General features: G+C 69.8%; 25 protein-coding genes and 1 pseudogene. 6 read left to right on the top strand and 20 right to left on the bottom strand.

Annotated features, from left to right (window positions below; all coding sequences use genetic code 11):
• Positions 1 to 54: 54 nt before the first annotated feature.
• The gene (locus FXO19_RS06485) at positions 55 to 2,016 is read right to left on the bottom strand and encodes an MFS transporter (protein ID WP_149194265.1); all 1,962 of its coding nucleotides are present in this window, start codon (positions 2,014 to 2,016) and stop codon (positions 55 to 57) included.
• 238 nt (positions 2,017 to 2,254) lie between these two features.
• Between FXO19_RS06485 and FXO19_RS06480 the strand changes: the two genes are divergently transcribed.
• Complete coding sequence (locus FXO19_RS06480; protein WP_149194264.1) at positions 2,255 to 2,536, top strand: hypothetical protein; 282 nt, start codon at positions 2,255 to 2,257, stop codon at positions 2,534 to 2,536.
• A 219-nt stretch (positions 2,537 to 2,755) separates the two neighbouring features.
• Here FXO19_RS06480 and purD read toward each other — a convergent pair whose 3' ends face one another.
• The 6 genes from purD to prmA form a co-directional block, all read right to left on the bottom strand.
• Positions 2,756 to 4,063 carry a phosphoribosylamine--glycine ligase gene (gene purD / locus FXO19_RS06475; protein ID WP_149194263.1) on the bottom strand — a complete coding sequence of 436 codons (1,308 nt, stop codon included), beginning with the start codon at positions 4,061 to 4,063 and terminating at the stop codon, positions 2,756 to 2,758.
• Complete coding sequence (locus FXO19_RS06470; RefSeq protein ID WP_149194262.1) at positions 4,060 to 5,157, bottom strand: calcium/sodium antiporter; 1,098 nt, start codon at positions 5,155 to 5,157, stop codon at positions 4,060 to 4,062. The genes purD and FXO19_RS06470 overlap by 4 nt, the downstream gene beginning before the upstream one ends.
• A 9-nt stretch (positions 5,158 to 5,166) precedes the next feature.
• Entirely contained in the window at positions 5,167 to 6,753 is a 1,587-nt protein-coding gene (purH, locus tag FXO19_RS06465) for a bifunctional phosphoribosylaminoimidazolecarboxamide formyltransferase/IMP cyclohydrolase (RefSeq protein WP_149194261.1), read from the bottom strand.
• A gap of 143 nt (positions 6,754 to 6,896) precedes the next feature.
• Entirely contained in the window at positions 6,897 to 7,166 is a 270-nt protein-coding gene (gene fis / locus FXO19_RS06460; RefSeq protein ID WP_149194260.1) for a DNA-binding transcriptional regulator Fis, read from the bottom strand.
• Between the two features lie 148 nt (positions 7,167 to 7,314).
• Positions 7,315 to 8,373, bottom strand: coding sequence for a DUF3426 domain-containing protein (locus FXO19_RS06455; RefSeq protein ID WP_149194259.1), 1,059 nt, complete (start codon positions 8,371 to 8,373; stop codon positions 7,315 to 7,317).
• Positions 8,374 to 8,528: 155 nt separating this feature from the next.
• Positions 8,529 to 9,452 (bottom strand): 50S ribosomal protein L11 methyltransferase, encoded by a 924-nt coding sequence (gene prmA, locus FXO19_RS06450; RefSeq protein ID WP_149194258.1) that lies wholly within the window; start codon positions 9,450 to 9,452, stop codon positions 8,529 to 8,531.
• A gap of 331 nt (positions 9,453 to 9,783) precedes the next feature.
• Between prmA and FXO19_RS06445 the strand changes: the two genes are divergently transcribed.
• Both FXO19_RS06445 and FXO19_RS06440 read left to right on the top strand, forming a co-directional pair.
• Positions 9,784 to 10,740 carry a hypothetical protein gene (locus tag FXO19_RS06445; protein ID WP_255516326.1) on the top strand — a complete coding sequence of 319 codons (957 nt, stop codon included), beginning with the start codon at positions 9,784 to 9,786 and terminating at the stop codon, positions 10,738 to 10,740.
• Positions 10,737 to 11,078 (top strand): annotated as a pseudogene (locus tag FXO19_RS06440) (hypothetical protein); the annotation flags it as partial. The gene FXO19_RS06445 and the pseudogene FXO19_RS06440, both read left to right, overlap by 4 nt.
• Positions 11,079 to 11,280: 202 nt before the next feature.
• On the opposite strand, the gene accC reads toward FXO19_RS06440, so the two are convergent.
• The 7 genes from accC to cutA all read right to left on the bottom strand — a co-directional run bounded on the left by accC (position 11,281) and on the right by cutA (position 17,762).
• Positions 11,281 to 12,648 carry an acetyl-CoA carboxylase biotin carboxylase subunit gene (accC, locus tag FXO19_RS06435; RefSeq protein ID WP_149194257.1) on the bottom strand — a complete coding sequence of 456 codons (1,368 nt, stop codon included), beginning with the start codon at positions 12,646 to 12,648 and terminating at the stop codon, positions 11,281 to 11,283.
• Positions 12,641 to 13,078, bottom strand: a complete 438-nt coding sequence (locus tag FXO19_RS06430) for a four helix bundle protein (protein ID WP_149194256.1) — start codon at positions 13,076 to 13,078, stop codon at positions 12,641 to 12,643. Before FXO19_RS06430 ends, accC begins: the two co-directional genes overlap by 8 nt.
• A gap of 17 nt (positions 13,079 to 13,095) precedes the next feature.
• Entirely contained in the window at positions 13,096 to 13,596 is a 501-nt protein-coding gene (gene accB / locus FXO19_RS06425) for an acetyl-CoA carboxylase biotin carboxyl carrier protein (protein ID WP_149194495.1), read from the bottom strand.
• A gap of 58 nt (positions 13,597 to 13,654) precedes the next feature.
• The gene (aroQ, locus tag FXO19_RS06420; RefSeq protein WP_149194255.1) at positions 13,655 to 14,095 is read right to left on the bottom strand and encodes a type II 3-dehydroquinate dehydratase; all 441 of its coding nucleotides are present in this window, start codon (positions 14,093 to 14,095) and stop codon (positions 13,655 to 13,657) included.
• A 321-nt stretch (positions 14,096 to 14,416) separates the two neighbouring features.
• A complete protein-coding gene (locus FXO19_RS06415) occupies positions 14,417 to 15,010 on the bottom strand; it encodes a TlpA disulfide reductase family protein (RefSeq protein ID WP_149194254.1) in 594 nt (197 codons plus the stop codon).
• On the bottom strand, positions 15,010 to 17,436 hold the full coding sequence (locus FXO19_RS06410; protein ID WP_149194253.1) for a protein-disulfide reductase DsbD: 2,427 nt from the start codon (positions 17,434 to 17,436) through the stop codon (positions 15,010 to 15,012). The genes FXO19_RS06415 and FXO19_RS06410 overlap by 1 nt, the downstream gene beginning before the upstream one ends.
• Complete coding sequence (gene cutA, locus FXO19_RS06405) at positions 17,433 to 17,762, bottom strand: divalent-cation tolerance protein CutA (RefSeq protein ID WP_149194252.1); 330 nt, start codon at positions 17,760 to 17,762, stop codon at positions 17,433 to 17,435. Before cutA ends, FXO19_RS06410 begins: the two co-directional genes overlap by 4 nt.
• Positions 17,763 to 17,947: 185 nt before the next feature.
• Between cutA and FXO19_RS06400 the strand changes: the two genes are divergently transcribed.
• From FXO19_RS06400 to groL, 3 genes are all read left to right on the top strand, one after another.
• Entirely contained in the window at positions 17,948 to 18,445 is a 498-nt protein-coding gene (locus FXO19_RS06400) for an acyloxyacyl hydrolase (RefSeq protein WP_187775658.1), read from the top strand.
• 219 nt (positions 18,446 to 18,664) lie between these two features.
• The gene (gene groES / locus FXO19_RS06395) at positions 18,665 to 18,955 is read left to right on the top strand and encodes a co-chaperone GroES (RefSeq protein ID WP_149194250.1); all 291 of its coding nucleotides are present in this window, start codon (positions 18,665 to 18,667) and stop codon (positions 18,953 to 18,955) included.
• A gap of 142 nt (positions 18,956 to 19,097) precedes the next feature.
• The gene (groL, locus tag FXO19_RS06390; protein WP_149194249.1) at positions 19,098 to 20,747 is read left to right on the top strand and encodes a chaperonin GroEL; all 1,650 of its coding nucleotides are present in this window, start codon (positions 19,098 to 19,100) and stop codon (positions 20,745 to 20,747) included.
• Between the two features lie 96 nt (positions 20,748 to 20,843).
• On the opposite strand, the gene soxA is transcribed toward groL, so the two are convergent.
• The 6 genes from soxA to FXO19_RS06360 form a co-directional block, all read right to left on the bottom strand.
• Positions 20,844 to 21,626, bottom strand: a complete 783-nt coding sequence (gene soxA, locus FXO19_RS06385) for a sulfur oxidation c-type cytochrome SoxA (protein WP_149194248.1) — start codon at positions 21,624 to 21,626, stop codon at positions 20,844 to 20,846.
• Positions 21,626 to 21,946, bottom strand: a complete 321-nt coding sequence (gene soxZ / locus FXO19_RS06380; RefSeq protein ID WP_149194247.1) for a thiosulfate oxidation carrier complex protein SoxZ — start codon at positions 21,944 to 21,946, stop codon at positions 21,626 to 21,628. Before soxZ ends, soxA begins: the two co-directional genes overlap by 1 nt.
• Positions 21,943 to 22,422, bottom strand: coding sequence for a SoxY-related AACIE arm protein (locus tag FXO19_RS06375; RefSeq protein WP_187775657.1), 480 nt, complete (start codon positions 22,420 to 22,422; stop codon positions 21,943 to 21,945). Before FXO19_RS06375 ends, soxZ begins: the two co-directional genes overlap by 4 nt.
• A gap of 2 nt (positions 22,423 to 22,424) precedes the next feature.
• Positions 22,425 to 22,985, bottom strand: a complete 561-nt coding sequence (gene soxX, locus FXO19_RS06370) for a sulfur oxidation c-type cytochrome SoxX (RefSeq protein WP_223115440.1) — start codon at positions 22,983 to 22,985, stop codon at positions 22,425 to 22,427.
• A gap of 164 nt (positions 22,986 to 23,149) precedes the next feature.
• Entirely contained in the window at positions 23,150 to 24,421 is a 1,272-nt protein-coding gene (locus FXO19_RS06365) for an NAD(P)/FAD-dependent oxidoreductase (RefSeq protein WP_149194245.1), read from the bottom strand.
• Positions 24,408 to 24,764, bottom strand: coding sequence for a c-type cytochrome (locus tag FXO19_RS06360; protein ID WP_149194244.1), 357 nt, complete (start codon positions 24,762 to 24,764; stop codon positions 24,408 to 24,410). The genes FXO19_RS06365 and FXO19_RS06360 overlap by 14 nt, the downstream gene beginning before the upstream one ends.
• Positions 24,765 to 24,826: the final 62 nt, after the last annotated feature.

The following is a 24,826-nucleotide window of genomic DNA, read 5'->3' as shown; positions in this document are numbered from 1 at the left end:
CCGGATCCTGCCGACACCCGCGGTATCGCGCCCATGGGGCGCTCCCTACAAGGGTCAGGCGTCATCGCCCCGCAGCGCCCGCACCCGGGCCTCCAACTGCGCCGCCGTCGCGGCGCCGCCGTCCAGCGGCGCCCCGGCCACCACCTCGACATGGGCGCGGAACCGCCGCGGCACGCGCATCCGGCCCATCCGCGAATCGTTGCGGCTCCACATGCTGGCCCACATGCCCTTGAGCGCCATCGGCACCACCGGCACCGGGCGGCGCGCGAGGATCCGCTCCACGCCGGACTTAAACGGGGCGATGGCGCCGTCGGCGGTCAGCCGCCCCTCCGGAAACACGGCCACGATCTCGCCTTCGGCCAACGTCCGATCGACCTCGTCGAACGCGTGCTGCATCAGTGCCGGGTCCTCCTTCGCGCCGGCGATTGGGATCGCGCGGGCGGTGCGGAAGATCCAGCGCAGCACCGGGATGTTGAAGATGCGGTGGTACATCACGAAGCGTACCGGCCGCGGGATGGCGGCGGCCAGGATCAGCGCGTCCATGTAGCTGACGTGGTTGCACACCAGCAGCGCCGGGCCCTCGTCCGGCACGTGTGCCTCGATGCCGCGGATGCGCAGCCGGTACAGCGCGCGCACCAGCAGCCAGCTGAGAAAGCGCATCAGGAATTCGGGCACGATGGTGAAGATCCAGATCGCCACCAGCGCATTGAGGATCGCCAGTGCCAGGAACACCTGCGGGATGCTCCAGCCCAGCAGCTGCTGCGCGGCCAACGCCGACATCGCGGCCAGCACGATGAAGCCCGAGTTCTGGATGTTGAGTCCGGCGATCACCCGTGACAGTTCGTGCTTCGGCGAGCGGCTCTGGATCAGCGCGAACAGCGGCACCACGAAGAAACCGGCGAACAGGCCGATGCCGACCAGGTCGGCCACGATCCGCCAGCTGCCGGCCTCGCCCAGGAAGCCCAGCGCGTCCAGCCCGCCGGCCGGCGCCAAGCCGGTGCGGGCGAAGTACAGGTCGAGGATGCAGACGGTCATGCCGAACGCACCCAGCGGCACCAGGCCGATCTCCACTGTGCGTGCCGACAGCTTCTCGCACAGCAGCGAGCCCACGCCCACGCCGATCGAGAACAGCGCCAGCGCGAAGATGTACAACGTCTCGTCGCCGCCCAGGTGGATCCGTGCATAGGCCGGCAGCTGCGAGGTCAGCACCGTGCCGACGAACCAGAACCACGACACGCCGAGCACCGCGTTGCGCACCGCCAGCTGCTTGCGCGCCAGCTTGAGCATGCGTACCGACTCGGGGATCGGATTCCAGTTGATCTTCAGGTCCGGCGCACCGGCGTCGACGCGCGGGATCAGCCGCGCGATCAGGTTGCCGAGCACCGCCAGCGAGACCACGGCCACACCGGCCACCCACGGCGCCTGGTCGCCGGCCAGCTTGAACAGCAGGCCGCCCACGATCATGCCGATCAGGATCGACATCGAGGTGCCCATCTCGACCAGGCCGTTGCCGCCGGTCAGTTCCTCCGGCCGCAGCACCGAGGGCAGGATCGAATACTTGACCGGCCCGAACAGGGTCGACTGCACGCCGGTGCAGAACAGCGCCACCAGCAGCACAGGCAGGCTCTGGGCCATGAAGCCCAGTGCCGCGACCAGCATGATCACGATCTCCATCGCGGTGGTGATCCGGATCAGCCGGTGCTTCTCCAGCTTCTCCGCCACCTGCCCGGCGATGCCGGAGAACAGGAAGTAGGGCAGGATGAAGACCGCCGGCGCCAGGCTCGCGTACAGCGCCATCTGCTCGTCGCTGGCCTGCAGCCAGAACAGCATGCCGATGATCGCCTGGCGGAAGACGTTGTCGTTGAGCGCGTTGATTGCCTGAACGTTGAAGAACGGCAGGAACCGCCGCTGCTTCAGCAGGCCGAACTGGCTGTGGGTGACCGGCGCCGCGGGCCCCGACCCCGCTGCGGGCGGCGTTCCTTCGGTCGATGCCTCGTCCGGCTTGTCCTGCGCCATGCGGCCTCCTCGCGGTTTGGCGGGAGTGTAGCGGGTCGATGTGGCGGCGGTCGTTCTCCCTGTTCCGGTCAATCCTCGCTTGGCTGAGTCGTCTGCTTGCTGCCCATGTCCTGCACAAGTCTCTGGACCAAGCTATGAGAACCCTTCCGGCTTTGCCGGGGGGATGCTTGCGCATTCGGCTCCCGGCCAGCTTCGCGCGGCTACCCTGAGGCAGACCCTTGAAAGTCAGGAGGTCGCCATGTCCGCGGAACACAAGAGCCCATTCGAGCATGTCAACGATACGGTGGCGCAGCTCAAGGAGATGCGGCACTACGCGAAGAACAACGTCGAGTTGCTGACCACGCAGTGGCTGCTGTTCGACGGCGAGCTGTCGAAGCTGAAACATTCCGCCAAGATCGAGGCGCTGATGACGCGCCAGAGCGAGTTTTACGATGCCCTGGAAGCGGAGATCGCCGAGCTGGAGGCGTTGGCGGAGGAATTGCAGCCGGCGCCGGAAGGCGGCGACGGCACAGCGCACTGATTGGTGCCTGCGGAGATATGCGGGTGGTTTAGGTCTCTCGGCATCGACCGGAACAGCTGTTGCGTTCCGGGACGAAGCCCCGGCTGAGCGCTGCGCTGATCGTTAATTTAAGTTGCGGGCTGAAGTGAAATTAACGCGCGCTGTGTCGGCTATAGGAGCGATGCTGTGCGACCCGGAAAGCCCATGAACGCAGTGTGCAGGTCGCGACTTCCATCGCTCCTACGAAGCTTCCTGTTCGTGCCCGCGCTTCTCGCGTTCGATCGCGCGCCAGCCGATGTCGTGGCGGTGGAACTCGCCGTGCCAGGAGATGCCGGCGACTTCGGCATAGGCATTGCGCTGCGCCTCGGTCACCGTCTCGCCCAGGGCGCACACGCACAGCACACGGCCGCCGGCGGTGACGACGTGTTCGCCCTCGATGCGGGTGCCGGCATGGAAAATTTTGCTGCCTTCGGGTTCGGGCACGTCCCAGGCGTTGATGGCGTCGCCGGTGCGCGGTTTGCCGGGATAGCCTTCCGCGGCCAGCACCACGCCGAGTGCGGCGCGCGGGTCCCATTGCGGTTGCACGGTATCCAGGCGGCCGTCGATGCCGGCCTCGATCAGGTCGGCGAAATCCGACTGCAGGCGCAGCATGACCGGCTGCGTCTCGGGGTCGCCGAAGCGCACGTTGAACTCGATCACCTTGGGCGCGCCGGCCTTGTCGATCATCAGCCCTGCGTAGAGGAAGCCGGTGAACGGCACGCCGTCGGCCGCCATGCCGTGCACGGTCGGTTCGATCACCTCGCGCAGGATGCGCGCGTGTACGTCGGGGGTGACCACCGGCGCCGGCGAGTAGGCGCCCATGCCGCCGGTGTTGGGGCCGGTGTCGCCGTCGCCGACGCGCTTGTGGTCCTGGCTGGTGGCCATCGGCAGCGCGGTCTTGCCGTCGACCAGGGCGATGAAGCTGGCCTCCTCGCCGTCGAGGAACTCCTCCACCACCACCCGCGCGCCAGCCTCGCCGAAGGCGTAGCCGGACAGCATGTCGGTGATCGCGGCCTCGGCCTCGGCGAGCGTCATGGCCACGATCACGCCCTTGCCGGCGGCCAGGCCGTCGGCCTTGATCACGATCGGGGCACCTTTCTGCTGCACGTAGTCCAGCGCGGCCTCGGCCTCGGTGAACACCGCGTAGTGCGCGGTGGGAATGCCGTGGCGGGCGAGGAAGTCCTTGGCGAAGGCCTTGCTGCCCTCCAGCTGCGCGGCGGCGGCGGTGGGGCCGAAGATGCGTTGGCCGGACTCGCGGAAGCGGTCGACAATGCCGGCGACCAGCGGGCCTTCCGGGCCGACCACGGTGAAGGCGACGGCCTCGCGCCGTGCCAGCGCCAGCAGGCCCTCGATGTCGCCGGCGGCGACGTCGACGTTGCGGCATTTCGCCTCGGTCGCGGTGCCGGCATTGCCGGGCGCGACCAGCACCTCGTCGACGCGCGCGGACTGCGCGAGTTTCCAGGCCAGCGCGTGTTCGCGGCCGCCGGAACCGATCACCAGTAACTTCATTGCCCGTCCTCTTCCGAATGCGATCCACGTGCGCGGCCCAGGTGCAGCGCGCGCAGCACCAGCATAACGAGGGTGAGTGCGGTCAGCGGCACCACGAAGCGCATCATCACCGCGCTGAAGGCCGGCAGCGCGTCGTGCCCGGCCGCGTCGAGCAGCAGGTAGGCCATGTACGCGGCGTAGTAGGCCAGGAACACCGCGCCCTCCCAACGGCGGATGCAGTGGCCGGTGTAGAAGATCGGCAGGCAGGCCAGCGCCACCGCCGTCATCACCGGCAGGTCGAAGCGGACCACCGCCGCGCCCACCGCCAGGCCCTGCGGCGAGACCACCGCGGTCAGCGCCAGTACCAGCAGCAGGTTGAGCACGTTGCTGCCGATCACGTTGCCGACCGCCATGTCGCGTTGGCCGCGCAGCACCGCCAGCAGCGCGGTGGCGATCTCCGGCAACGAGGTGCCGATCGCCACCACGGTCAGTCCGATGACCAGTTCGCTGACGCCCATCGCCGCGGCGACGCTGGTGGCGGCGTCGACCAGCCAGCCGGCGCCGAGCACCAGCAAGGCCAGGCCGACGGCGACCAGTGCCAGGTCGAGCGCACGGCTGGCGATGCCGCGGGGGACCTGCGCGGGGGCGTCGTCGGACGGTTCGTCGTCGTCGCCGCGCATCGCAGTGCGCAGCAGCAGGCCCAGGTAGCCGAGGCAGGCCAGGAACAGCGCGCCGCCCTCGATGCGCGACAGGTGCCCATCCACCGTCAGCCCCATCACCGCGACCGAGCACAGGATCATGACCGGCACGTCCATCCGCACCAGCTGCCGCGCCACCACCAACGGCGCGATCAGCGCGCTCATGCCGAGGATCAGCAGCACGTTGGTGATGTTGCTGCCGACCACGTTGCCCACCGCCAGGTCGGCCACCCCGCTGCGCGCGGCGCCGATGCCGACCGCCAGTTCCGGTGCGCTGGTGCCGAAGGCGACCACGGTCAGGCCGATCACCAGCGGCGACAGCCCGGTCGCGGCGGCGAGCCGCGAGGCGCCGCGCACCAGCATTTCCGCGCCGCCCAACAGCGCTGCCAGACCGCCGAGGAACAGCAGCAGCGTCATCGACGAGCCCTAGTGCCGGAAGTGGCGCACGCCGGTGAACACCATGGCGATGTCGTGCTCATCGGCGGCGGCGATCACCTCGGCGTCGCGCATCGAGCCGCCGGGCTGGATCACCGCACGGATGCCGGCCGAGGCGGCGGCGTCGATGCCGTCGCGGAACGGGAAAAAAGCGTCGCTGGCCATCGCCGATCCGGGCACGGCCAGCCCTGCCTCCTCGGCCTTCAGGCCGGCGATCTTCGCGCTGACCACGCGGCTCATCTGTCCGGCGCCGACGCCGACGGTGCGTCCGTCCTTCGCATAGACGATGGCGTTGGACTTGACGTACTTGGCCACCTGCCAGGCGAACAGCAGGTCGGCCAGTTCGATGTCGTCCGGCGCGCGCCGGCTGACCACCCTGAGTTCCTCGCGCGCGATCTCGCGGACGTCGGCGGTCTGCATCAGCAAGCCGGAGCCGACGCGCTTCACGTCGATGCTGTTGCGGCCTTCGCCGTGCGGGATCCGCAGCACGCGCACGTTGGCCTTCTTGGCGCAGCAGGCGAGCGCGTCGGCTGCATGGTCGGGGGCGATCAGCACCTCGACGAACTGGCGGTCGAGGATCGCCTTGGCCGTGGCGGCGTCGAGCGTGCGGTTGAAGGCGATGATGCCGCCGAAGGCCGAGGTCGGGTCGGTGGCGTAGGCGCGCTCGTAGGCGTCGCCGCAGTCGCCGGCGACCGCCACGCCGCAGGGATTGGCGTGCTTGACGATCACGCAGGCCGGCGCGTCGAACTGGCGCACGCATTCCCAGGCGGCATCGGCATCGGCGATGTTGTTGTAGGACAGGTCCTTGCCCTGCAGCTGGACGAAAGTGGCCAGGGTGCCGGGGGCCGGCCACAGGTCGCGGTAGAACGCCGCCTGCTGGTGCGGGTTCTCGCCGTAGCGCAGGTCCATCACCTTGACGAAGTTGCCGTTGCTCTGCGCGGGGAACGTGGCGCGGCCCGCGGCGCCGGCGTCTGAGGGTTCGGCGATCGCCGACAGCACGTCGCTGATGCGCGCGTCGTACTGGGCGACGCGATTGAATGCCGCCACCGACAGCGCGAACCGCGTGCGCTGCGACAGCGTGCCGTCGTTCGCCTGGAGCTCGGAGATGATGTCGTCGTACTGCGTCGGATCGGTCGCCACGGCGACGCGGGCGAAGTTCTTCGCCGCCGCGCGCAGCATCGCCGGGCCGCCGATATCGATGTTCTCGATGATGTCATCGAACTTCGCGTCGGGCTGATACGCCACGCACTCGAACGGATACAGGTTCAGCACCAGCAGGTCGATCGCGGCGATGCCATGCTCGGCCATCACCGCGTCGTCGGTGCCGCGGCGGCCAAGCAGGCCACCGTGGATCTTCGGGTGCAGGGTCTTGACCCGACCATCCATGATCTCGGGAAACCCGGTGACCTCGGAGACGTCGCGTACCGGCAGGCCGGCCTCGCGCAGCGTCCGGGCGGTGCCGCCGGTGGACAGCAGCTCGATATCGCGGGCAGCCAGCGCGCGGGCCAGGTCGATCAGTCCGGTCTTGTCGGACACGGACAGCAGGGCCCGGCGCACGGGCAGTCGGTCGAGGGTCATGGGTGGGGAATGGCGGCGCGGGGCCGGAATTATAGCGTCCGCGGCGGAAGGCGAAAGGCGAGAAACGAGTGAAGAGAAGTGAGAAACGAGTAAAAGCGGGTCAAGGCTCGTTTCTCACTCCTCTCCACTCACTCCTACGCTTTTCAGTTGAGTCCGTAGTCGCGCAGCTTCTTGCGCAGGGTGGCGCGATGGATGCCGAGCATCGCCGCGGCGCGGCTCTGGTTGCCGTCGCAGTGGTTCAGCACCTCGACGAACAACGGGATCTCCAGTTCGCGCAGTGCGATCTCGTACAGGTTGTCGGCGCCGCTGCCGTTGAGATCGCCGATGTAACGACGCACCGAATTGGCAACGTGATCGCGCAAAGGCGTGCGTTGTCCGGAGCGGTTGCTGGAATCGGGGCGTTCGGCGTTCAAGATCGTGTCCGGGTGGCGCGTTGCTGCAACCGTCGCAGCAGTCGCATGCCGCGCTGGAGAGGCGGCGTCGGACCTTCGACGGGGGAGCGAGTCTAGCGCGCCCGGCGCGGGCGCGCCAAGACGCACTGCACGATCGCGATGTGCGCGGCTATTCAAAGTCGAAGTTGAACGCGACCGTATGCGGCGAGGGTTCCAGCACGTCGAGGCGGATCGTGGCGCGTTGTCCGCTGGACATTCCCGCCGGGGCAGGCGGCTGTTGAAGGTACTCCTCCGGCGAAAAGCGGCGCTGGCCCAACGTACGGCCGTCGATGTCCGACAGCCGCAGGACCAGGTGCGGCCAAGCCTGCGTCCAGCGCGCGTCGTTGCGGATCGTCGCGTTCACCCGCAGCACGCCCGCCAGCTCGGCATGCGGCCGCACGTCACGCTGCAACAGGGCGATCGATTCCGGCTCGCGCCATGGCGGCAGCGTGCAGCCGATCGTGCCGCACACCGCAGCGAGCAGCGGCCGCCATTGCGGATCGGCCGCGAGCCGGGCGCGATCGGCCAGCAGCAGTTGCAACACCAGCAACAGCGCGAGCGCGACCACCGCGGCCACGGCCGGCCAGCGCCGGCGCAGTGCCTTTGTGCCCGCGGCAGCGCGCAGGTGGCGCTGGGCGAAGCTGGGTGCGGGCTTGACCTGGCGCGTGGCGTCGCCTGCCGTGGGCGCCGGCGTGGCGGGCGTGTCCGGGCTTTCCTGCTCCGATGCCTGCGTCGCCGGGGCTTCTGCGCTTGCGGCGGTGTTTGCGGCAGCGGCAGCGGTATCGGCCGGCGGGCGTGCCTCGGCTGCGGGCGCGCCGTTGCCGCCTGCGGCGGCGTTCGGGTCATCGGTGGACGTGTTGGCGTCGTCGCCACGATCCGCGGGCACGGTCGCAGCGGTCGGCACTGGCTGCGCTGTCGCGGCAGGAGACCTGGCGGGCGCGGGCGGCGGCGGTGCCGACGAGGGCGGGGGCGGTGGCACAGCGGGCGGCGCAGGCGTGTCGGCGGCTGCAGGTGGCGGCGCAGGCGGCGCCACCTGCGTGGGAGGTTCGACCGGCGCGGGACTGGCGGCAGCTGGCGGCGCGACCGCTTCGCGCAGGGCGAACCCGCAGCGCGGGCAGCGCTCGGGCGGCAGATCGGTGGCGAAGTCGGTCGCCACCAGTGCGGCGCAGTTCGGGCAGTTGATGAACATGGCGTGCTAACGCTCGCCGGGCACCGGCCGCGACAACGGAGCCACGAGCGTCGTCCGCCCGTGACGCCGGGTCATTGTCCGGTCATGCATCGACATCCGTGCTTCTCCCCGTGCGCAGCGCGATCCGCCCGAAGGCGGGCGGGTCCGCCCTGTATTCAACCACGTCGGCGCACGCCGTCGATGCGAACCCAGTCACCTTCGTGCGTGACCGCCAGCGATTCGAACCACGGCCGGTAGCGCCGCAGCACGTCTTCCTGCTGCCCGTCGAGGACGCCGGACAGTGCGATGCGCCCGCCCGGCGCGACCCGTTCGGCGAGGGGTTCGGCGAGCGCATCGAGCGCAGTGGCGAGGATGTTGGCGACGACGACCGGATAGGGGCCGGCCGGCGCGTCCTGCGGCAGCGAGACCTGCAGGCGCGCGCCGACGTCGTTGCGCTCGGCGTTGTCGGCGCTGGCCAGCAGCGCCTGCGGGTCGTTGTCGACGCCGGTCGCGCGCGCGGCGCCCAGCTTCAGCGCCGCCAGCGCCAGGATGCCGCTGCCGCAGCCGTAGTCGAGCACTTCGCGGCCCTGTAGCGCGCCCTCGGCGGCGAGCGCATCGAGCCATTGCAGGCACAGCGCGGTGGTCGGATGGGTGCCGGAGCCGAAGGCGAGGCCGGGATCGAGCCGCACCACGGCGGCATCGGCGTGCGCCGCCTCGTCCGGCAGGTCGCTGTTCCAGGGCACGATCCAGGTGCGCGCACCGAACCGCAGCGGCGTGTAGCGGTCCATCCAGGCGCGTTCCCAGTCCTGGTCGTCGACGTTGCGGAACGCGGCACGGGTCCAGTCCAGCGCCGGATCGAAGGCTTCCAGAGCCGCGAGCAGCACCAGCGCATCGGTGTCGTGCGGAAACAGCGCACTGAGCTCCAGCGTGTTCCACAGCGGCGTTTCACCGACGCCCGGCTCGAGGATCGCGTGTTCGTCGGCGGTATCGGCGTTGGCGTCGAGCATGGTCACCGCCAGCGCGCCGACATCGGCCAGGGCGCGCTCGTAACGCGGCTGTTCGTCCTCGCTGCATCGCAGCGATAGTTCGAGATGGGGCATGGCGGGGGGGCACCGGGAGGGGGAGGCGAATGGTGCGGTGCCCGGCCCCGGGCGTAAAGGGCGCTGCGCCGGAAAGCCTTCACGCGCCCGGCGCGGCGCGGTGGCGCCGCGAAAATTGCTCTAAGATGGCCTCCTGCGAGGCGGGCGGGCCGGTGAAGAGGCCGGTGCGACGGCCTCGTCCGATCGGCCGCGCCGTGCCGGTCGTCTGGTACGTCGGTCCACCGCAGGAGACGGGTCCTTTGAGGTGCAGCGAGGTCTTCCGCAGATGCCCGACATGCTGACGACGGCAGTCCGGATGCGGTCGTGCCGGTTGCCGCGAAGGGATACGCTCATGTCCTGGAACAAGCCGCTGCTGATCGTTGCCGCGCTGGCGCTGCTCGTCGGCGTCGCGCTGTATCAGCGCGCCGGTGAGCGCTCCGCCGGGCCGGTGCCGGCGATGGCCGGTGCCGCCGATCTCGGGGGCGCGCCCGTCGCCGGCGCGCCGGTGATCGCCACGCCCACGCCCGTGACCGACGACGGCGACACGCGCGCTTCGCCGGGCGCGGCCGACCGGCGTCGCCACCTGCGCCGGGAATTCGCGCGGGCCCCCGACCTCTATGTCTACCTGCAGTCGTTGATCCCGGCCGCGCGTGCCGGCGAGGCCGACGCCATCTGGCTGGTCAGCCGCGTCTACGAGTACTGCGCGCCGTACGCCGGCGATCCTGCTGCCTACGCCGGCGACACCCGCCTGTTCGGCGAAATGAAGCTGCGCGCGTCCGCGGCGATGGTGGCCGCGCGCGAGCGCGTGAGCCGTCGCTGCGCGCGGTTCGCCCCGGAGGACCGGCTGGACTACCAGACGATCCTGCTCCGCCGCACGCAGGCCGCCGAGGCCGGCAGCCTGGCGGCCGAGGCCGCGCTGCTGGCGATGGGCGAACCGCTCGACGACAGCAAGGCCTACCGCCGCGACCTGGCCGATCGCGTGCAGCGCTCGGCCGACCCGGAGGCCTATACCGCACTGGCGCCGGCGATGGGGGTGATGGCGGCCGGCGATGACGCCCATGCCGGTCAGGTGGCCGGCAGCCAGCTCACCGAACTGGCATGGCAACTGGCGGGATGCGAGTTGGGACAGGACTGCAGTGGGGAGGGTCCGCTGATGACGAACTATTGCGCCAACGGCGGCATCTGCTCGCAGGACGAGGAACAGGATTTCCAGACGTTCGTTTACGACGCTGCGATTCCGCGACAGGGGGCGGATGTCGTCGATGACATGATTGACTCGCTGCTGAGGAGCGAGGGAGTACCGAAATGAAAAACAAACGCTTCGTGCACAAGCTCAAGTTCTATTGCTGGGTGCTGTTGTTCGTCGCCTATTCGGTTACCGCGGCCGGGGTCATGATCGATGCGCTCAACGACAACTACCGGGAACTGTCGCAAGTCGCCGTGACCACGGCGGAGTCACCGACCGAGATCCGGATGAGCGGGGCATCGCAGATTGCCGCGGTCTACCGGGCGCAGAGCGGGGCGCCGTTTTCGTCGCTGCCGCCGGGCAGCACCTTCAAGGTGGTCTGGCCCGACGGTTCCAGCGAGTACGTGACCGTGGTGAGCCAGTCCTCCGGCGTCGGCGTGCAGCCGATCCCGGGGAGCCGGCGCATCGCTCCGGAAGAGGCGTCGCCGTCTTCGGAACTGCAGATGGTGCCGGTGGATCCGCTCGACGAGCCGGATGCGGCGATCGAGTTCCGCTGACCGGGTGATCGTGTGGGAGCGACGGCAGCCGCTGTCGACAAGTCGCGACTGCCGTCGCTCCCACATGTGAAGCGCCGCTTGCGTAGCGGTGCTCCCTGTCCCGGCCTCAGCCGATCGACAGCGACTTGTCGCGGCGCTCGGCCAGCCGCTTTTCCAGGTAATGGATGTTCTGGCCGCCGGACTGGAAGCCGATATCGCGCATGATCCGCTGCTGCAGCGGGATGTTGGTCTTGATGCCGTCGATCACCATCTCGTTCAAGGCCACGCGCATGCGCGCGATCGCCTGCTCGCGGTCGGCGCCGTGCACGATCAGCTTGCCGATCATCGAGTCGTAGTCGGGCGGCACCCGATAGCCTTCGTAGATGTGCGAGTCGACGCGCACGCCCGGACCGCCCGGCGCATGGAAATGCTGGATCAGCCCGGGCGAGGGCATGAAGCTGTCCGGGTCCTCGGCGTTGACCCGGCATTCAATCGCATGCCCGCGCAGCACCACGTCCTGCTGCCGGATCGACAACGGCTGGCCGGCGGCGATCAGCAGCTGTTCGCGCACCAGGTCGATGCCGGTGACCAGCTCGGTGACCGGGTGCTCGACCTGGATGCGGGTGTTCATCTCGATGAAATAGAAGCGGCCGTCCTCGTACAGGAACTCGAACGTGCCGGCGCCGCGATAGCCGATGCGCAGGCAGGCCTCGACGCAGACCTTGCCGATCGCGGCGCGCTCGTCCTCGCTGATCCCCGGCGCCGGCGCCTCCTCGACCACCTTCTGGTGGCGGCGCTGCATCGAGCAGTCGCGCTCGCCCAGGTGGATGGCATTGCCCTGGCCGTCGGCCAGCACCTGGATCTCGACGTGGCGCGGGTTCTCCAGGAACTTCTCCATGTACACCATGTCGTTGCCGAACGCGGCCTTGGCTTCCTGCTTGGTGGTGACGACCGCCGCGGACAGCGCCGCCTCGGTGTGCACCACGCGCATGCCGCGCCCGCCGCCGCCGCCGGCCGCCTTGACGATCACCGGGTAGCCGATTTCGCGGGCGATGGCGATGTTGGCCTCGGCGTCGTCGCCGAGCGGCCCGCCGCTGCCCGGCACGCAGGGCACGCCGGCCTCCTTCATCGCCCGGATCGCCTCGACCTTGTCGCCCATCAGGCGGATGGTCTCGGCCCTGGGGCCGATGAAGACGAAGCCGGACTGCTCCACGCGCTCGGCGAAGTCGGCGTTCTCGCTGAGGAAGCCGTAGCCGGGGTGGATCGCCTGCGCGTCGGTCACCTCGGCCGCGGCGATGATCGCCGGCATGTCCAGGTAGCTGCGCGCCGACGGCGCCGGGCCGATGCAGACCGACTCGTCGGCCATGGCGACGTGCTTGAGGTTGCGATCGACGGTGGAATGCACCGCGACCGTGCGGATGCCGAGCGCATGGCACGCGCGCAGGATGCGCAGCGCGATTTCACCGCGGTTGGCGATGACGACTTTATCAAGCATGGGAGGGCCGGGAATCGGGAATGGGGAATGGGGAATCGCAAGAGCCGGGTTGCGCCGAGACTCCTGGTTTGCCGAGTACGTTCATTAGCGCAGTGAGTCTGGCGAATACGCGATCCGTGAGTTCGGCGAGCGCGTCGTCGTGCTTCGCATAGCCAAGGCGGATGGCGATCTGGGTTTGGGTGTCGAGTTCCGACAGCGAGCCGCGGGCGATCGAAAGAAAGCGCAGGTATTCGGCTTTCGAGCGTCGCGCCGCGCCTTCGGCGATGTTGGAGGGCACGCTCACCGCCGCGCGCCGGAGCTGGCCGGTCAGCGCGTAGCGCTCAGTGTCGGGAAAGGCTGACGAGAATCGATAAACCGTCTCGACGAGATCCATGGCGTCCCGCCAGACCTCCAGCCGCTCATGTGGCCGCTTCGATTCCCGATTCTCCATTCCCGATTCCCGGCCCGTCAGCCGATCACGAACAACGGCTGATCGAACTCCACCGGCTGGCCGTTCTCGCACAGGATCGCGAGTACGGTGCCTTCGATGTCGGCCTCGATCGGGTTGAACATCTTCATCGCCTCGATGATGCCCAGCGTCTCGCCGGCCTTGACGGCCTGGCCGACGCTGACGAAGGCCGGCTTGTCCGGCGCCGGCGAGGCGTAGTAGGTGCCGACCATCGGCGACTTGACCGTATGCCCTTCCGGTAGCGCCGCGCTGCCCGCGTCCGCTGTCGGCGCGGGTGCGGCGCCGCCGCGGCCGCCGGTGGCAGCCTCGACCGGGGACTGCATCGGCATCGTCGGCTCGGCGCCGCGCGAGACCGGCATCGGCGCCGCCGGCGGTGCGTACGTGGGGCCGGTCTGCAGCCGCGACAGGCGTACCGATTCCTCGCCTTCCTTGATCTCGATCTCGGAGAGGTTGGACTCCTCGAGCAGGTCGATCAGCTTCTTGATTTTTCGCAGGTCCATGGTGGCCTCTGTGGTGTCCCGGCGTTCGCCGCCGGGCGGGGACATGGGATTCGTGGGTTCAGCGGGGCAGGCGGGCGAGCGCCGCCTCCAGGGCGTAGCGGTAACCGTCGGCGCCGAAGCCGCAGATCACGCCGACGGCCAGGTCGCTGAAGTAGCTGCTGTGGCGGAACGGTTCGCGCGCATGCGGATTGGACAGGTGCACCTCGATGAACGGGATCGCCACCGCGGCGAGCGCGTCGCGCAGCGCCACTGAGGTGTGGGTGAACGCGGCCGGGTTGATCAGCAGGAAGGCGGTGCCGTCTTCGCGTGCCGCCTGCACCCGCTCGACCAGCACGTGTTCGGCGTTGGACTGCAGGTTCTCGAGTGTGTGGCCGGCGGCCCCGGCGCGTTGCGCCAGGTCGGCGTCGATCTCGGCGAGCGTGGTGCGGCCGTAGACCTCCGGCTCGCGCGTGCCGAGCAGGTTGAGGTTGGGGCCGTGCAGGAGCAGCAGTTTCGCCATCGGGGCCGGGACCGGAAGCAGGCGCGCAGTCTGGGCCAAGCTGTTGATGCTGTCCAGTTCGCCGATCTTCGCCGAATTTAAGCGTTTGTTTGAGTTTCCGCTCTAATTGCAACGCGCGCCGCGAGCGGCGGCCGTGCTCCCGCGCGCTCGGCGCCTCCGTACCCGTAGGAGCGCGCCATGCGCGCGATACCGCGGGTGCCGGCAGGATCCGGTGGATGCCGCGATTCCGGACCGGCAGGCGCGCCGGTCACCGGAATTCGCGGGCGGCGAAATGCCCGCGGTATCGCGCGCATGGCGCGCTCCTACGCAGAGGCGGCCGGGCTAGCGTGCCCAGCCGTCGACCTCGCCGTCCTCGAACGGCCCGATGCGCTGCTTCAGCACCCGGCCGTCCGCCGAGACCAGCACCGAGTACGGCAGCACCCCGCGCGGGTTGCCCAGGCGCACGCCGGCGTCGGCGCGACCGGGGGTGTCGATCGCCAAGGGATAGGACACCGGGACCCGCTGCAGGAAGTCGCGCACCGCCGCTGGATCGTCCAGCGCGATGCCGAGCACGCGGGTGCCGTCCTCGCCCTGCGCGCGGGCGTAGCGCTCCAGTTCCGGCATCTCGTGGATGCAGGGACCGCACCAGCTGGCCCAGACGTTGACCAGCAGCGGACGGCCGGCGAAGTCGTCCGGCAGGACGATGTCACCGCCGTCCAGGGCCGCCACGGCGAACTTCGGCAGCGTTCCGCCGCGCTTCGCCGTCGCCACGCCCTCCGGAGCCGCGGGCGCATTGGCCTGCAGCACCTGCTGGGCGATCCGCTGTCCGGGTTCTGTGCGCAGCAGCGGACCGGGCCCGCGGGTCAGCAGGCCGGCGACCACGCCCAGCGTGCCCGCCGCCACCGCCACCAGCACGATCTTGGTGCTCGAACGCATCAGCGCGCCTCGCCCGTGGCGCGCTGTACGCGCGCGGCAAACGCCGCGGCCTTCTCGAAGCCGAACAGCCGCAGGTCGCGGCGCTCGCCGCCGTCGACGAAGAACAGCGTCGCCGGCGGGCCGACGACCCCGTAGCGGCGCATCAGCGCCTGGTCCTCGGCGTCGTTGGCGGTCACGTCGGCCTTGAGCAGCACGAAACCGGCCAGCGCGTCCTGCACTTCGGTCTGCGGGAAGGTGTACTTCTCCATTTCCTTGCAGGCCACGCACCAGTCGGCATAGAAGTCGAACAGCAGCGGCCGGCCGGCGGCCTGCGCGGCGGCGATCTCCAGGTCGAGGTCGGCCACGGTCTTGATCCTGCGAAACGGCAGCTCCGCCTGCGGCTGTCGCGCCGCGGTCATGCCGTCCAGCGGTCGCAGCGGATCGTGCGCGCCCGACATCGCCCCCAGCAGCTGCGCGGCGCCGATCACCGCCAGCACCAGGCCGGCGAAGCGCGCCAGCAGGCGCGTGCGCGGCGTTTCCGTGCTTGCCGCCAGCGCCCATGCGGCCGCGGCCAGCGCCAGCAGGCCGTATAGGGCGAGGGTGGCCGGACCCGGCAGGATCCGCGACAGCATCCACACCGCCAGCCCCAGGAACACGAAGCCGAACACCCGCTGCGCCGCCACCATCCACGGCCCGCTGGTCGGCAGCCCGCGCCCGGCGGCGACGCCGAACGCCAGCAGCGGCAGGCCCATGCCCATCGCCAGCACGAACAACGCGGTCCCGCCCAGCACCGGGTCGCCGCTCTCGCCGATGTACAGCACCGCGGCGGCCAGCGGCGGCGCCACGCAGGGGCCGACGATCAGCGCCGACAACGCGCCCATCGCCGCCACTCCGGCCAGCGAGCCGCCGCGCTGGCGGTCGCTGATCGCGCCGAGCCTAGCGCGCACAGCCGCCGGGAGTTGCAGCTCGTAGAGGCCGAACGCCGACAGCGCCAGCGCCACGAACAGCAGCGCGAACAGGGCGATGATCCACGGCGTCTGGAACGCGATCTGCAGGTTGGCGCCGAGCAGCGCGGCGACCACCCCGGCCACGGTGAACACCAGCGCGTTGGCCAGCACGTAGACGAACGACAGCAGCAGTGCGCGGCCGGTGCCCAGGCGCGTGCCGGCGCCGGCGATCAGCCCCGACAGGATCGGGATCATCGGCAGCACGCAGGGGGTGAACGCCAGCAGCAGGCCGGCGCCGAAGAAGCCGAGCAGGGCCAGCAGCCGATCCGGGCCGGCCAGTGCGGCGGCCAGCCGACTGTCGTCGGCCAGGGGGGCCGCCGCCGCCGGTGCGCCCGCCTCCGCTGCCGGAGGCAGACCGCCATCGGCGGCATCGCCCGCACGTTCCGCCCCGGCCGTCCCTGTAGGAGCGGCTTCAGCCGCGACCGATGCCGCCGCCGCCTCCGGGGAGATCCCTGTCGCGGCTGAAACCGCTCCTACAGGGGCGGGGGTGGTGCGAGTCGGCGGCAACGCCACGGTCACCGTGCGGGTCATCGGCGGATAGCAGATGCCCTCGTCCTGGCAGCCCTGGAAGGTCGCGGTGAGGGTGACCTCGGCGGCGTCGGCGCGGGTGCGCCGCAGCGGCAGCGGCACGTCGACCTGGTCGAAGTACACCACCACCTTGCCGAAGTGTTCGTCGTGATGGTCGACCCCGCGCGGCCATGCCGGCGCGCCCGCGGCAATGCCGTCGGCGCCGTCGAGCGCGAACGTGCTGCGATCGCGGTACAGGTAGTAGCCGCGCGCCGGGGTGAAGCGCATCAGGATGGTGTCGCCGTCGCCGGCGATCGCCTCGAAAGCGAACGCCTGTTCCGGCGGCAGCGGCAACGCCTGTACGGTCCCGTCCGCGGCGGTGCCGGACGGGATGACGCCGTTGCCCGACAGCGCGCGGCCGAGCGCGGCGAAGCCGTCGCCGGCGCTGGCGGAGCCCGCGGCAGGCGGAGCGGCCTGGGCAGGCAGGGCGACGTGGATGGTCCGCGTCTGCGGTGGATAGCACACGCCGGCGTCGGCGCAGCCCTGGTACTTGACCTGCAGGGGCAGCGTCGTCATCCCGTCGTCGGGCGCGCCGGTAACCGCCGCGGTCAGGCGGTCGCGATAGGTCTCGACCTCGCCGAAGAACTCGTCGTGGTGCTTGTGCCCGGCCGGCAGTTGCAGCGGGTTGATCTTGAAGCCTTCGTCGAGCCGCCGGACATCGATGCGGTGGCGGTACAGGTAATAGCCGTCGGCAATCTTCCAGTCCAGCTCGATGCGGTTGCGCGTGGGTGCCGCGGCCGTCAGTACGAAGGCTTCGTCGACCGGCAGCAGGTCGCTCTCGTCGACCGCGGCCGCGACCGTGGCCGTGGTGCCGAGCAGGCACGCCGCCAGCACGGCGAGGACATGCCGGTAGTTCGACAGGTGCGACGTCACGGTTGCGGCTCCACGCGGGTTTCCTGTGCGATCCAGTCCAGATAGGCGGGCAGGCCGCCGGCGCTTTCGACCGCGAGCACCTCGGGCAGTTCATACGGATGCAGGGCGACGATGCGTGCCGTCAGCGCATCCAGCCGCGCCGGGGCGGTCTTGATCAGCAGCAGCACCTCGTCGTCATGCTCGACCGTGTCCTGCCAGCGGTACACCGACCGCACCCCGGGCAACACGTTGACGCAGGCTGCCAGGCGCTCGCCGACGAGCGTGTCGGCGATGCGTGCGGCGACATCGCGATCCGGGCAGGCACACAGGCAGAGCAGGGCGTTCAAGGCGGGAAGGTCATGCGCGGGGGCGTATAGGGTAGCCGAGGCCCGCCGGCGGCGATCCGTGGCGGCCGTGTGGCCTTGCGGGCGTCATGATGCCGGCCTTCGTGGCCGCCGCTGCCCGCAACGCACGTATCCTGTACCGGTGGGTTTAAGATATGCGCCCCCTGTCCCCCCCATCCGGTATCTCCATGCATGGTTCCAGTCCCTCCTTCGCCGTGTTGCTGACAGCGGCGTCGCTGTTCGCGTTGCCGGCTTCCGCGGCCCTGGCGCAGTCGCGATTCGAGATCGGCGGCGGCGTCTCGGTCACCCGCGGCAACGAGACCACGCCGGTGATCTCCGCGGCATGGCTGCCGGCGTGGCGGGCGATGGACGATGCGGTCCTGCACTGGGAACTGGGCGCGATCCACGTGCGCGGGCGCGACGACACCCGGCTGGACCTGGAGGACGACGTGACCGTCGCCCATGCCGGACTGCGCTACGAGCGCACCGACAACGGCCTGACCCTGGGGTTCGGCCTCGGGGCGCAGGCCGGCGAGACCGATGCCCTGTCCGGCGATCCGCAGTTCATCACCACCGCCGGCTGGCGCTGGGACCGCTTCTCCGTGTTGGCCCGGCACATCTCCAATGCCAGCCTGCACCAGCCCAACGACGGCGAGACCATGCTGATGGCGGCCTGGCGCTTCTGACGACCCGCAGCCGGCGCTCGGTCCGTCCGTACCCCCCCGCCGACCCCGCGCCGCGAAATTTTTTCGCCGGAAGGCCTTGAAAGGCGGACCGGCGGGCCCATCTCGCATCCATCCCGGCGTTGCCGGGTTTTGCCGTCCGCGCGCCTGGCACTCTCCTTGCGAGAGTGCTAAAGTCGCCACCCATTTTCCAAACCGATCAATCACTTAGCGAGGATCGAAATGAGCAATATCAAGCCGCTCTACGACCGTGTGGTCATCAAGCGTACCGAAGAAGAAAAGATGTCCGCCGGCGGCATCGTGATCCCGGACTCCGCCACCGAGAAGCCGATCAAGGGCGAAGTCGTCGCCACCGGCGAGGGCAAGGCGCTCGACAACGGCAGCGTCCGCGCGCCGAAGGTCAAGGCCGGCGACCAGGTGCTGTTCGGCAAGTACAGCGGCACCGAGGTCAAGCTGGACGGCACCGAGTACCTGGTGGTCCGCGAGGACGACATCCTCGCCGTTCTCAGCTGAGCCGAGAACGGCCGTGATTCGGGATTGGTGATAGGTGATTCGCTAGAAGCAACTGCTTCGCGAAGCACCCGCCTCCGACCCGAACCACGCTTTTCCGCTCTTACGAATCACGAATCACTCATCACGAATTCCGGAGTCTCAAATGGCAGCCAAAGAAATCCGTTTCGGTGAAGATGCGCGCGCCAAGATGGTGCGCGGTGTCAACGCTCTCGCCAATGCCGTCAAGGCCACCCTCGGCCCGAAGGGCCGCAATGTCGTGCTCGAGAAGAGCTTCGGCGCCCCGACCATCACCAAGGACGGCGTGTCCGTCGCCAAGGAAATCGAACTGTCCGACAAGTTCGAGAACATGGGCGCGCAGATGGTCAAGGAAGTCGCTTCCAAGACCTCCGACAACGCCGGTGACGGCACCACCACCGCCACCGTGCTGGCGCAGGCGATGATCCGCGAGGGCATGAAGGCGGTCGCCGCCGGCATGAACCCGATGGACCTCAAGCGCGGCATCGACAAGGCGGTGATCGCCGCCGTCGAGCAGCTCAAGAACATCAGCAAGCCCACCGCCGACGACAAGGCGATCGCCCAGGTCGGCACCATCTCCGCCAACTCCGACGAGTCGGTCGGCACCATCATCGCCGACGCGATGAAGAAGGTCGGCAAGGAAGGCGTGATCACGGTCGAGGAAGGCTCGGGCCTGGACAACGAGCTGGACGTGGTCGAGGGCATGCAGTTCGACCGCGGCTACCTGTCGCCGTACTTCATCAACAACCAGCAGTCGATGTCGGCCGAGCTGGAGGATCCCTTCATCCTGCTGCACGACAAGAAGATCTCCAACGTGCGTGACCTGCTGCCCGTCCTCGAGGGCGTGGCCAAGGCCGGCAAGCCGCTGCTGATCGTCGCCGAGGAAGTCGAGGGCGAGGCCCTGGCGACCCTGGTGGTCAACACCATCCGCGGCATCGTCAAGGTGTGCGCCGTCAAGGCCCCGGGCTTCGGCGATCGTCGCAAGGCGATGCTGGAAGACATGGCCGTGCTGACCGGCGGCACCGTGATCTCCGAGGAAGTCGGCCTGCAGCTCGAGAAGGCCACCATCAACGACCTCGGCCGCGCCAAGAAGGTGCAGATCACCAAGGAAAACACCACCATCATCGACGGCGCCGGCGACACCGCGGGCATCGAGTCGCGCATCAAGCAGATCAAGGCCCAGATCGAGGAGACCTCCTCGGACTACGACCGCGAGAAGCTGCAGGAGCGCGTGGCCAAGCTGGCCGGCGGCGTGGCGGTGATCAAGGTCGGCGCCTCGACCGAGATCGAGATGAAGGAGAAGAAGGCCCGCGTCGAGGACGCCCTGCACGCCACGCGCGCAGCGGTCGAGGAAGGCGTGGTCCCGGGCGGCGGCGTCGCCCTGATCCGCGCGCTGCAGGCCATCGGCGACCTGAAGGGTGCCAACGAGGACCAGAACCACGGCATCAACATCGCCAAGCGCGCGATGGAAGCGCCGCTGCGCGAGATCGTCGCCAACTGCGGCGAAGAGCCGAGCGTGGTGCTGAACAAGGTGGCCGACGGCAAGGGCAACTACGGCTACAACGCCGCCAACGGCGAGTACGGCGACATGATCGAGTTCGGCATCCTGGACCCGACCAAGGTCACCCGCTCGGCGCTGCAGAACGCGGCTTCGATCGCCGGCCTGATGATCACCACCGAGGCGATGGTGGCCGAGCTGCCGAAGAAGGAAGAGTCCGCCGGCGGCGGCGGCGGTGGCATGGGCGGTATGGGCGGCATGGGCGGCATGGATTTCTGATCCAAACGCCCGTCGCGTCACCGCAACACGAAAAACCCCGCCGCGAGGCGGGGTTTTTCTTTGCCGGCGTTTGTGCAGCCGGCGATGCGTTCGGGATCACGGCCGCACGGCAGGCGTCTCGATCGGCAGGCCTTCGGCGCGCTGCATCAGGTAGAGCTCCAGGTCGATCATTTCCGGAGCGCCAAACGGATACGGTTCGGCGCGCACGCCGATCATGCAGTTGCGCAGGCGCCGCTGCAGCGAGCCGAGCGACTGCCACTCCAGGCGGTACAACGGGTAGCCGGTGGGATGCGCCTGTGGAATCGGATTGCCGCCGAGCCGTTCGCCCCAGTGGTCGTCGTGGCAGGCCGAGCAGGCCAGGTCGAGCTGGCCGATGCGGCGTTCGAACAACTGCCGGCCGTGCGCGCGGAACGGCGCCAAGCGCGGATCCGGCGGCGGCGCGGCCGGCAGGCCGCGCGACTGGTGCGCGACGTAGGCGGTGAGGGCGAGCAGTTCGCGGCTCTCGTGCGCCAGCGGCTCGAGCTGCTGGTGCGTGCTTCGGCATCGGTTGATCCTGGTCGCGAGGTCAACCGGCCGTTCCAGCGCTTCGTCGAAGGCTGGATGGCGTGCGGCGACGCCGCGCATGCTGTCGGCTGCGTCGCCATGACAGCCGCTGCAGGCGACGTCGCCCGCGCCCTGCGGCGTGTCCCAAGCCTGTTCGCCTTCGAGCACCCAGAGCATGCCGGGGTTGCCGGTGTCGTCGTCCTGCATCGCCCGCGTCTCGGCCGACATGAAGTCGGCGCCGGATCGGCGCTGGTCACGCGGGATGTCCGCCGCCACCGCCGCGGCGACCGCCAGCACGGTGCAGATGGCGACCGTGTGCCGCGTGCGCCGCGCCATCACTCCACCGTGATCTCGGCCGACTCGGTATACGTCTGTCCGGCGTCGTCGGTCCAGGTGAAGGTCAGTGTGCCGCTGGTGGTGGCGACGGTGCTGAAGGCCAGGAACGGATTGGCGGAGATCGCGGGGAACAGGTCCGCGGCGAAGATCTCCTCGTCGCCGTAGCGGCAGCTGAAACGGTGGATGATGTCGCGCGGGATGGCGACGCCGTTTGTCCCCATCCGGTGACCGGTTTCCATCGGGTGCGAGATCATCGCCTTGATCTCGATGATCTCGCCGCGACCGGCGGTCTTGGGCACGTTGATCAGGGCGCGGGTCACGACAGGTCCTCGATGCAGGCGGCCAGGGTCACGATCACGTTCGTCTCGCTGGAGCGGAAGCTGCCGTCGCCCATCTCCGCCACGGCGATGACCGTCTGCGCGGTCGCCAGGCGGATCCGGGTCGCGATCCGCGCCCGCCCGGCGCGCGGACCCAGGTGGAACACGGCGATGTCCGCCTGCGGGTTCATCTCGTTGAACAGCGCGATGCGACGCACGTGGTCGTCCGCGCTCATCGCGCTGTCCACGCTCACCGTGACGCCAACGGCGTTGCCGTTCTCGACCAGCGACGGAATCTCCAGCCGCATTCCGCCAGCGGGCGCCTCGGCGCCGCCGGTGAAGCTGCGCACCGCCTCGTCCAGGGACGGCCGCGCCGCCGCGCGCGCGGGCAGCGCCAGCACGACCAGCCCGGCCGCGGCAGCGACGAGGAAGTCGCGCCGTCCGAACGCGCCCGGTTTTCGGTACGTCTCGTCGCGCATGCTCATTCCTTCAACGTCGCCAGGTAGGCGACGAGATCCTCGATCTCGTCGTCCTCCAGCACCGGCTTGCCGCGCCAGGCGGCAGGGATGCGCCTGGCGTCGCCGCCGTCGGCATCGTCCGAGGTGCGGCGGTAGGTCGGCATGATGCTCTCCGGGTTGATTGCCTTCATGTCGGCGATGCGCAGGCGCAGCTGGTCCTCCGAGAGCCGGCTTCCGATCCCCATCAGGTCGGGCGCGAGCGTGCCGTGCAGGTGCGGATCGGGGAACGGCCCGGCGTGGCACAGCAGGCACAGGCTCCTGTGGCGGTCGTTCATCAGCGCCGCACCGCGTGTCGCGTCACCGGCACGCACGCCCGGCGGCCGGGCAAGCGCGCCGTCTTTGGCGGCGGCATGCACCGGTGCGTCCCGCGCCCCGGCTGCGCATGCGGCCGCACTTGCCAGGCCAAGGCACAGCACCAGTTGTCGCACGCCTTTCATTCCCATCCAGGTCGATACTTGAGTGCTCGTCCCAAAGAGCGGAGCCTGCTCCGCTGTTCCGGCATTCGGACAGACGACGGTCGCCATCCCGGGCGCACCCGTACCGGCTCCGGACCGTCCGTCCCGGCCTTTCCTGGCCGGGCGCGCAGCGCCACGCGAGCTGTCGACAGGACAGCTCGCAAGCGTGTCACTTCGCGCAGGCAAGCTCGGCTCTACGCGTGCCGATTTCCGGCGGCTCGTCGCGTGGCGATTCATGCGAACACCTCGTCGGTGATCGTCCGGAACCAGCTTTCCGCATACATCGCCTCCAGCGCGCGCGTCGCCTGCGGCGCGTCGGCTGCGCTGACGCCGCCCGCGCCCTCGATCTCGGTCAGCAACTCATCGCCGGGACGGTAGACGCCGGCGATCGAGATGCCGTGGTCGGGCGCGACCAGGCTGTAGCAGGTGTTGATGAGCCGGGGCTCGGCCGGCGTGCGCTCGCGGACCAGGTCGACCACTGCCGCCGCGCAGACCTTGGCCTGCGCGTTGGCGGCGAAGGCGGACTTGGGCATGGCGCCGGCGATGATCGCATCGCCGATCACGTGGATGCCCGGCTGCAGCCGGGATTCGAACGTGACTGGATCGACCGGGCACCAGCCGGTGCGGTCGGCCACGCCCGCGGCGGTCGCGATCGCGCCGGCGCGCTGCGGCGGGATAACGTTGGCGACGTCGGCGCGATAGCGGTCGAAGTCGGTGACCAGGGTCATGGCGCCGGGATCGACCTCGACGACCTGTCCGCCCATCGACAGCGGCACCCATTCGAGCAGGTCCGGGTACAGCTCGCGCCAGGCGGCCTCGAACAGCGACTGCTTGGAGAACTGGTCCTTGGCGTCCAGCACGATGAGCTTGGAGCGCGGCTTGTGCGTCTTCAGGTAATGCGCGATCAGGCTCGCGCGTTCATAGGGGCCGGGCGGGCAGCGGTACGGATTGGCCGGGACCGAAAGCACCACCAGCCCGCCGTCCTCCATTGCCTCGAGCTGGCGGCGCAGCCGCAGTGTCTGCTCGCCGGCTTTCCAGGCGTGCGGCATCACGTCGGCGGCGGCGCGGTCGTAGCCGGGCAGGGCGTCGAAGCGCAATTCGATGCCGGGCGCCAGCACCAGGCGCGCGTAGTCCAGCGTGGTGCCGTCGTCCAGGCGCACGCGGCGCCGGTCGGCATCGACCGCATTGGCGCTGCTGCGGGCCAGGCGCACGCCGGCGCGCTCGACGCCGTCGTAGCCGAACACCTGGGCCTCGGGATCGCGCAGGCCGGCGATCACCGTGTTGCTGAAGGGGCAGGCGGTGTAGCGTGCCGCCGGCTCGACCAAGACCACGTCGAGACCGGGATCCAGCCGCTTCAACGCGCGCGCGCAGCTGGCGCCGGCGAAGCCGCCGCCCACCACCACCACGCGCGGCGGCGCGGCCGCACGCAGGCGCGGCACCGGACCCAGCGCCGCCACGGCGGCGCCGGCGGCGAGGCCCTGCAGGACATGTCTACGGCTCGGCATCCGGCGCTCCTGGGTCCTGACCGGTGGTCGCTTTCCCGGTCGCGTCTCGCTCGCCCTCGCCGGAGGCCAGCCACTCGGCGATGGCGCGGGTTTCGTCCTCGGTGAAGCCCCGGGCGATGCGGTCCATCACCGTCGCCTCGCGTTCGCCGCTGCGGAATGCGCGCATGTCGGCGACGATGCGCTCGGCGTCGAGGCCTTCCAGCCCCGGGATCCCGTCGCCCGCACCGCCCGGCGCATGGCAGCCCGAGCAGCTGCTCGCCCCCGGCGGCGCAGGCTGCGCGGCCTGCACCGGGAAAACGGCCAGGACGGCGAGCAGCAGGGCGAGGTAGGGATTGGCAGCCATCGTTATCCGGGTGGAGCGTTCACCAAGGGAGCAACCGGCGCGGCCGCTTGATCGGCTCCCTC

This window comes from Luteimonas suaedae (genome assembly GCF_008312895.1).
Lineage (GTDB): Bacteria > Pseudomonadota > Gammaproteobacteria > Xanthomonadales > Xanthomonadaceae > Luteimonas > Luteimonas suaedae.
The sequence above is the reverse complement of the archived record's forward strand: the minus strand, read 5'-3'. Positions and strand labels throughout refer to the sequence as shown.